This is a genomic window from Massilia sp. P2_C2 (assembly GCF_056404615.1).
The window spans coordinates 1-6,199 of sequence record NZ_JBFUDR010000333.1 but is presented as its reverse complement, the minus strand read 5'-3'; the positions used below and the strand labels follow the sequence as shown (position 1 = coordinate 6,199).

The 6,199-nt window shown below is 65.9% G+C and carries 8 protein-coding genes and 1 pseudogene; 7 read left to right on the top strand and 2 right to left on the bottom strand.

Translation table 11 applies throughout. The features are described 5' to 3' along the window. The 3 genes and pseudogenes from AC1DYX_RS26235 to AC1DYX_RS26225 all read left to right on the top strand — a co-directional run. Positions 1-243 (top strand): annotated as a pseudogene (locus AC1DYX_RS26235) (phosphohydrolase); the annotation flags it as partial. Beyond that, entirely contained in the window at positions 240-1,067 is an 828-nt protein-coding gene (locus AC1DYX_RS26230) for an SIR2 family NAD-dependent protein deacylase (protein ID WP_477264340.1), read from the top strand. The pseudogene AC1DYX_RS26235 and the gene AC1DYX_RS26230, both read left to right, overlap by 4 nt. Positions 1,068-1,202: 135 nt before the next feature. Then, positions 1,203-1,340 (top strand): hypothetical protein, encoded by a 138-nt coding sequence (locus AC1DYX_RS26225; RefSeq protein ID WP_477264338.1) that lies wholly within the window; start codon positions 1,203-1,205, stop codon positions 1,338-1,340. A gap of 111 nt (positions 1,341-1,451) precedes the next feature. Here the strand turns inward: AC1DYX_RS26225 and AC1DYX_RS26220 are convergent, their stop codons facing one another. Beyond that, positions 1,452-3,563, bottom strand: coding sequence for an ATP-dependent helicase (locus AC1DYX_RS26220; RefSeq protein ID WP_477264336.1), 2,112 nt, complete (start codon positions 3,561-3,563; stop codon positions 1,452-1,454). Positions 3,564-3,836: 273 nt separating this feature from the next. Continuing rightward, on the bottom strand, positions 3,837-4,055 hold the full coding sequence (locus AC1DYX_RS26215; RefSeq protein ID WP_477264334.1) for a hypothetical protein: 219 nt from the start codon (positions 4,053-4,055) through the stop codon (positions 3,837-3,839). 162 nt (positions 4,056-4,217) lie between these two features. On the opposite strand from AC1DYX_RS26215, the gene AC1DYX_RS26210 reads away from it, so the two are divergent. The 4 genes from AC1DYX_RS26210 to AC1DYX_RS26195 form a co-directional block, all read left to right on the top strand. Continuing rightward, positions 4,218-4,394, top strand: a complete 177-nt coding sequence (locus AC1DYX_RS26210; RefSeq protein WP_477264332.1) for a hypothetical protein — start codon at positions 4,218-4,220, stop codon at positions 4,392-4,394. A 69-nt stretch (positions 4,395-4,463) separates the two neighbouring features. After that, the gene (locus tag AC1DYX_RS26205) at positions 4,464-5,045 is read left to right on the top strand and encodes a chromate transporter (protein ID WP_477264330.1); all 582 of its coding nucleotides are present in this window, start codon (positions 4,464-4,466) and stop codon (positions 5,043-5,045) included. Then, the gene (locus AC1DYX_RS26200; protein WP_477264328.1) at positions 5,042-5,629 is read left to right on the top strand and encodes a chromate transporter; all 588 of its coding nucleotides are present in this window, start codon (positions 5,042-5,044) and stop codon (positions 5,627-5,629) included. The genes AC1DYX_RS26205 and AC1DYX_RS26200 overlap by 4 nt, the downstream gene beginning before the upstream one ends. Before the next feature lie 68 nt (positions 5,630-5,697). Continuing rightward, positions 5,698-6,199 (top strand): alpha/beta hydrolase-fold protein (locus AC1DYX_RS26195; protein WP_477264326.1); only part of this gene is annotated, 502 nt, incomplete at its 3' end.

Sequence of the window (6,199 nt, the reverse complement as noted above, 5' to 3'; positions counted from 1 at the left end):
CAGTTGCACAAGCGCGCCGACCGCCTGGCAGCCGCCAGCGAGGCCGTGCACGTGGCCGGCTGGTCCCAGCAGGAAGTGCGGTCCACGCTGAAGATCCGCTCTGCCGTGCTGGACCGCGATCCGCTGGTCGCCGTCTATGGCTGCACGCCGTGGGAGCCGTGGCCGCCGGGCGTGGCGGCGGAACGCTTCCTGGGCGAACTTGAACGCTTGCTAAGCCGTATCGACGCAGGAGATGCCGCATGAGCCCGGACGACGCCGCCGCCCTCGCCCGCGCCGCTGCCCTGGTGCGGGACGCGGACGGCCTGCTGATCGGCGCCGGCGCCGGCATCGGCGTCGATTCCGGCCTGCCCGACTTCCGCGGCGACCACGGTTTCTGGCGCGCGTATCCGCCATTGGCCGCCGCCGGCATCCGCTTCGTCGAGATTGCGAATCCGCGCCAGTTCGACGTGAACCCGGAACTGGCCTGGGGCTTCTACGGCCACCGTCTCGCGCTGTACCGCAACACGGTCCCCCACGAAGGCTTCGCCATCCTGCGCGACATCGGCGCGCGCCTGCCGCATGGCGCCTTCGTCTTCACGAGCAATGTCGACGGCCAGTTCCAGCGCGCCGGTTTCGATGACGACTGTCTCGTCGAATGCCATGGTTCGATCCACCATCTGCAATGCACGCGCCCGTGTCGCGACGCCATCTGGCCGGCGGATGCCGTCGATCCGGTCGTCGACCCGGCGACCTGCCTGATGGCCCCGCCGCTGCCCCGCTGCCCGCATTGCGGAGGACTGGCGCGGCCGAACATCCTGATGTTCAACGATGGCCGCTGGCTGGATGCACGCACGGAAGATCAATATGACCGCTTCGGCCAGTGGCGCGCGCAGTTGCGCAGGCCCGTCGTCATCGAGCTGGGCGCCGGCACGGATGTCCCGTCCGTGCGGCATCTGTGCGAATCGCTGCGCGCGCCGCTGATCCGCATCAATCCCCGCGAGCCGCACGTCGGCCCGCGCCGCGGCGTCGGACTCGCTCTGGGGGCGCTGGACGCGTTGCGCGCCCTGCGCTCTATGCTGCACTCATAATGCCCACAGTAAAGATTTCTTGCACAAACTTGGACTTAGCGACGCGAAAATGCTCGATGCCGTATCAAGTCCGTGATCTAAAGTATTGATTCTAAGGGATTAATTTTAATATCCACAAGAAATGTGGATAACTGTGTGGACAAGCGCCTCTTGACAAGCCGGGAGGGCAGTATTGGTGCGGGTTTCAACAAACTGCCCAATGAACAGGCAAAATCCAAATACTTGGAAATCAACGAGTTAGCGTTGCCCCAGTTTTGGGCAGGTAGGGAATGAGAGGCAAAATCCTACAAAAACGACTCGACGGGGATAACTTTCTCACCCGCTGACGCTTCTGTCCACTTTTCCCGTCATCTTGCTGTCATTTTTCGCCCCGGGCGCGTTTTACTACTTCCAGGCGTTACGCGCCCGCTCGCGCACGAGCATGCGTACGCTGTCGGGCACCGGCTTGCGGATCTGCAAAGTGTCCGCGTTCGTCCACACGCATTCCTCGTAATGCCTGAGCATGGCGGGCGTGATGAAGCGCGTGCGCTGCGCATACACGTGCCGGTCGCCCATCTGTGCCTGCTGCTTGATGAAGAAGCGGTTCGGCACGACGAGGTGCAAGTGTTCCTTGGCGCGCGTCATGGCGACATACAGCAGGCGGCGCTCTTCCTCGATATCCTCGTTGTTCCCCGTCGCCATGTCGGACGGGATGCAGCCGTCGACCACGTTCAGCACGTGCACGGCCTTCCACTCCTGCCCCTTGGCCGAGTGGATCGTCGACAGGATCAGGTAATCCTCGTCGAGCAGCGGCGGACCGGCGCGGTCGCTCGTCGCTTCGGGCGGGTCGAGCGTCAGTTCGGTCAGGAAGTTCTCGCGCGAACCGTAGCCGGCCGCCAGTTGCACGAGCTGGTCGAGGTCGCCGACGCGCACGGGCGCGTCGTCATGCAGGCGTTCGAGGTGCGGCTGGTACCAGTCGCGCACGAGTTCCACCTCCAGMGGCCAGCGCAGGCCGGGCGTGCGCAAGGTGCGGAACAGTGCCGTGAACTGGGCCCATTCGGCCTGCGCACGCGCGGGCGCGGGAAAGGCGTCGACAGCGTCGACGGGCTCCGCCGCGGCCGCCACGGCGTCCAGCAAGCGCGCCGCCGTTGCCGGGCCGATGCCGGGGATCAGCTGGACGACGCGGAAGCCCGCCACCCTGCCCGCCGGATTCTGGGCGAAGCGCAGCATGGCGAGCACGTCCTTGATATGCGAGGCTTCCAGGAACTTGAGGCCGCCGAATTTCACGAACGGGATATTGCGCCGCACGAGTTCCAGCTCCAGCGCCGCGCTGTGGCTGGCCGCGCGGAACAGCACGGCCTGCTGCGTCAGTTTGATGCCCGCCTCGCGCTGCTCCAGCACGCGGTTGCAGACCCAGCGCGCCTGCTCGGCCTCGTCCGGGATCAGCACCAGTTGCGGCTTGCCGCTGGCCACTTTATCGGTCCACAGTGTCTTGGCGTGGCGCTCCAGCGCAGCGGCGATGACGGCGTTCGACGCGTCCAGGATGGGCTGCGTGGAGCGGTAATTGCGGTCCAGCGTGATGACGCGGGCGGGCTCGCCGAACTGCTGCGGGAAATCGAGGATGTTGCGCACCGTCGCGCCGCGGAACGAATAGATCGACTGGGCATCGTCGCCGACGACCATCACGCCGCACCCGTCCGGCTTCATGCCCTGCAGGATGGCGGCCTGCAGGCGGTTCGTGTCCTGGTATTCGTCGACGAGCACATGGTCGAACAGCGCGCCGAGCTCCGGCCCCAGTTCCGGGTCGGACGCCATCTCGGCCCAGAACAGCAGCAGGTCATCGTAGTCGAGCACGTTCTGCTCCTGCTTGGCGTCGACATAGGCGCCGAACAGCCGCTTGAGCTGTTCTTCCCACTCGCCGCACCACGGGAACGTAGACTGCAGCACGTCCGCCAGCGGGTCGCGGCTGTTGACGACGCGCGAATAGATTGCCAGGCACGTGCCCTTCAGCGGAAAACGCTTCTGGCCGGCCGCGGCACCCAGGCCGATCTCCTGCCGGACGAGGCCCATCAAATCCTCGGAATCGGCGCGGTCGTGGATCGTGAACGACGCCTCCAGGCCGATCCGGCCCGCGTACTCGCGCAGCAGGCGCGCGCCGATGCTGTGGAAGGTGCCGGCCCATGGGAGGCTGGCGACGGCCGTCGTCCTGGTCCCGAGCACGCGCTGCAGCACGCCGGCCGCGCGCTGGCCCATCTCGGCGGCAGCGCGGCGCGAAAAGGTCAGCAGCAGGATGCGCTGCGGGTCGGCGCCGGCCAGGATCAACCTGGCCACGCGATGCGCCAGCGTATTCGTCTTGCCCGAGCCGGCACCGGCCACGACGAGCAGCGGGCGCACCCGCTCCGCGCCCACGTCATGCTCGACGGCGGCACGCTGTTCGGGATTCAGGCCGGCGAACGGATCGGCAGCGGTGGATGGACTGGAAGCTGGACTGGAGATGGCGGTTGCGGTGGCGGACATGATGGTTGAGCGTTGATGCTCAACTGTACATTTGTCCAGTATCTTAATGCAAGTCCGCGCAAGCCCAGCAGGCCGACACGACGTTGTCGGTGTGGCAAAACCACGTCAGATATCCACAAAAACTGTGAATAAGGTTGTGGAAAAGCACCCTCTTGACACTGCAAGACCAAGCAGGAATGCGGGTTTCAACAAATTGCCCAATGCATGGGCAATAAGCCAACCTTCACAAAATCAATGGTTTACGATCGTCGGACACGCCGTGTGCATGGAGACTCAAAGACACCATGAGCGCCGCCGGCCCGGCTCCGTGAGGACCCGTTCGATGACGTCGTTGCCGACGTTTTGCGAACGCAGATATTCCACGGCCGACATCGTATTGCTGCGCTGCTGCAGGGCAATGCCCAGGTCGACGACGTCGCGCTGGTTCGCATCGCGCCGCTGGTAAGAGACGGTCGCCTGGCCGTCTTCGAGCTCGAGGGTGTCTTGATTCATCGCAGTTCCTGACCTTGATGGATTGAAATGATGGGATTGCCCATAACGAGTATTTCCCAGCTTTGGCCAAAGTCAAGAATATTTACCATTAAATTTCTCGTGCGCCCCGCAAAACCCGCTGCACCTAGAATGGTCCTTCACCCAACCGATCACGAGGACGCCATGAGCGCAATGCCCGATCCCGACATGAAACCCGGCGACGAAGCGGAACCCGGCACCCCGGGCGCCGGTGAAGACCTGTGCGAAACCTGCGGCGGCAGCGGCAAGTTGGCCGACGGCAAGATCTGTCCCGAATGCGAAGGGACCGGACGCGTGATGCGGGGGATCGGCGGCGGCTGATCCATGGCCCACGACGATGGATACCGGCACGCATGGACATGAACCGGGCGGCGCGGCGATAATCCTCGGATGAACTCCGCGCCGCCCGACCTTGCCGACCATCCCCGCCCCCGCTCGCTCACTGATCTGTTCGTCTCGTTCACGCTGCTGGCCCTGCAGGGCTTCGGCGGCGTGCTCGCCGTCATCCAGCGCGAGATGGTCGACCGCAAGCGCTGGCTGACCCAGGAAGAATTCATCGAGGACTGGGCCGTCGCCCAAATCATGCCCGGGCCGAACGTGGTCAACCTGTCGCTGATGATCGGCGGCCGCTATTTCGGCGTGCCGGGCGCGCTGGCGGCGCTGGCCGGACTGCTGGCGGTGCCGCTCGTGCTGGTCCTCATCCTCGCGGTGCTGCATGCCCGCTTCGCCGACAGTCCCCTGGTCGCGGGCGCGTTGCGCGGCATGGCCGCCGTCTGCGCCGGCCTGATCGGCGCGGCCGGCCTGCGCCTGGCGGGCGCGCTGAAGAAGAACCCGTTACCGCTGCCGTGGTGCAGCGCGCTCAGCGCGGCCGGCTTCATCCTCGTGGCGCTGCTCAAGTGCCCGCTCGCCTGGGTCCTGTTCGGGCTGGGCGGTCTATCCTGCGTCCTCACCTACCGCCGCCTGAAAGCATGACCGCGCCCCTGCACCTCACCCTCGACTGGGCCGACTGGCTCAACCTGTTCGTGCATTTCCTGACGCTGTCGCTGATGTCGGTCGGCGGCGCCATTTCGACGTCGTCCGAGATGCACCGCTTCCTCGTCGACCAGCACCACTGGCTGACGCAGGAACAGTTCAACCAGGCTATCGCCCTCGCCCAGGCGGCGCCGGGACCGAACGTCTTGTTCGTCGCCCTGATGGGCTGGCAGGTGGGCATGAACGCCGGCAGCACGGGCGCGGCGCTGTTCGGCGTGGTCGTGACGATGGTCGGCATCATGACCCCGTCCACCGTCATCACGTATGCCGCGGCGCGCTGGGGCCACCGCAACCGCGACCTGCGCGCCGTGCGCGCGTTCAAGCAGGGCATGGCGCCCATCGTGATCGCGCTGCTGCTGTCGACGGCGTGGATCATGGCCAGTTCGGTGGGCGGCGACGCGAGGGCGCACTGGCCGCTGTGGTTCACGGCCGTCGTCAGCGGCCTCGTCATCTGGCGCACGCGCATCCACCTGCTGTGGCTGCTCGCCGCCGGGGCGGTCCTCGGCGCGCTGGGCATGATCTGAAGCGGGATGCACCTGGCGGCCGGACCGGGCATACTTGTGTTTATTAATCAACTCACAAAGACCGAGCCATGCCCGAACTTCTCAGCGAACACGCCTGTTTCGGCGGCGTGCAGCGTTTCTATCGTTACGATTCCGCCGCCATCGGATTGTCGATGCGGTTTTCCGTCTACCTGCCGCCCGGCGCGCAGGGCAAGCGCCTGCCCGTGGTGTTCTACCTTGCCGGCCTGACCTGCACCGAAGAAACCTTCATGATCAAGGCCGGCGCCCAGCGCGTGGCGGCGCAGGAGGGCCTGATCCTGGTCGCCCCGGACACGAGCCCGCGCGGCGCGGGCGTGCCCGGCGAGACGGACGACTGGGACTTCGGCGTGGGCGCCGGCTTCTACGTGGACGCCACCCAGGAACCCTGGTCGGCCCACTACCGCATRTACAGCCATATCCTCGAACTGCGCGACCTGGTRCTGGACGTCTTGCCGGCCGATCCGGCGCGCGTGGGYATCTGCGGCCACTCGATGGGCGGCCACGGCGCGCTGATGCTGGCGCTGCGCAACCCCGGCYTGTTCCGCTCCGTAT

Excerpts from the sequence above, each read along its gene's own strand:
- AC1DYX_RS26230 (WP_477264340.1), top strand. The coding sequence starts at position 240 with ATGAGCCCGGACGACGCCGCCGCCCTCGCCCGCGCCGCTGCCCTGGTG.
- AC1DYX_RS26215 (WP_477264334.1), bottom strand. The coding sequence starts at position 4,055 with ATGAATCAAGACACCCTCGAGCTCGAAGACGGCCAGGCGACCGTCTCT.
- AC1DYX_RS26210 (WP_477264332.1), top strand. The coding sequence starts at position 4,218 with ATGAGCGCAATGCCCGATCCCGACATGAAACCCGGCGACGAAGCGGAA.
- AC1DYX_RS26205 (WP_477264330.1), top strand. The coding sequence starts at position 4,464 with ATGAACTCCGCGCCGCCCGACCTTGCCGACCATCCCCGCCCCCGCTCG.
- AC1DYX_RS26200 (WP_477264328.1), top strand. The coding sequence starts at position 5,042 with ATGACCGCGCCCCTGCACCTCACCCTCGACTGGGCCGACTGGCTCAAC.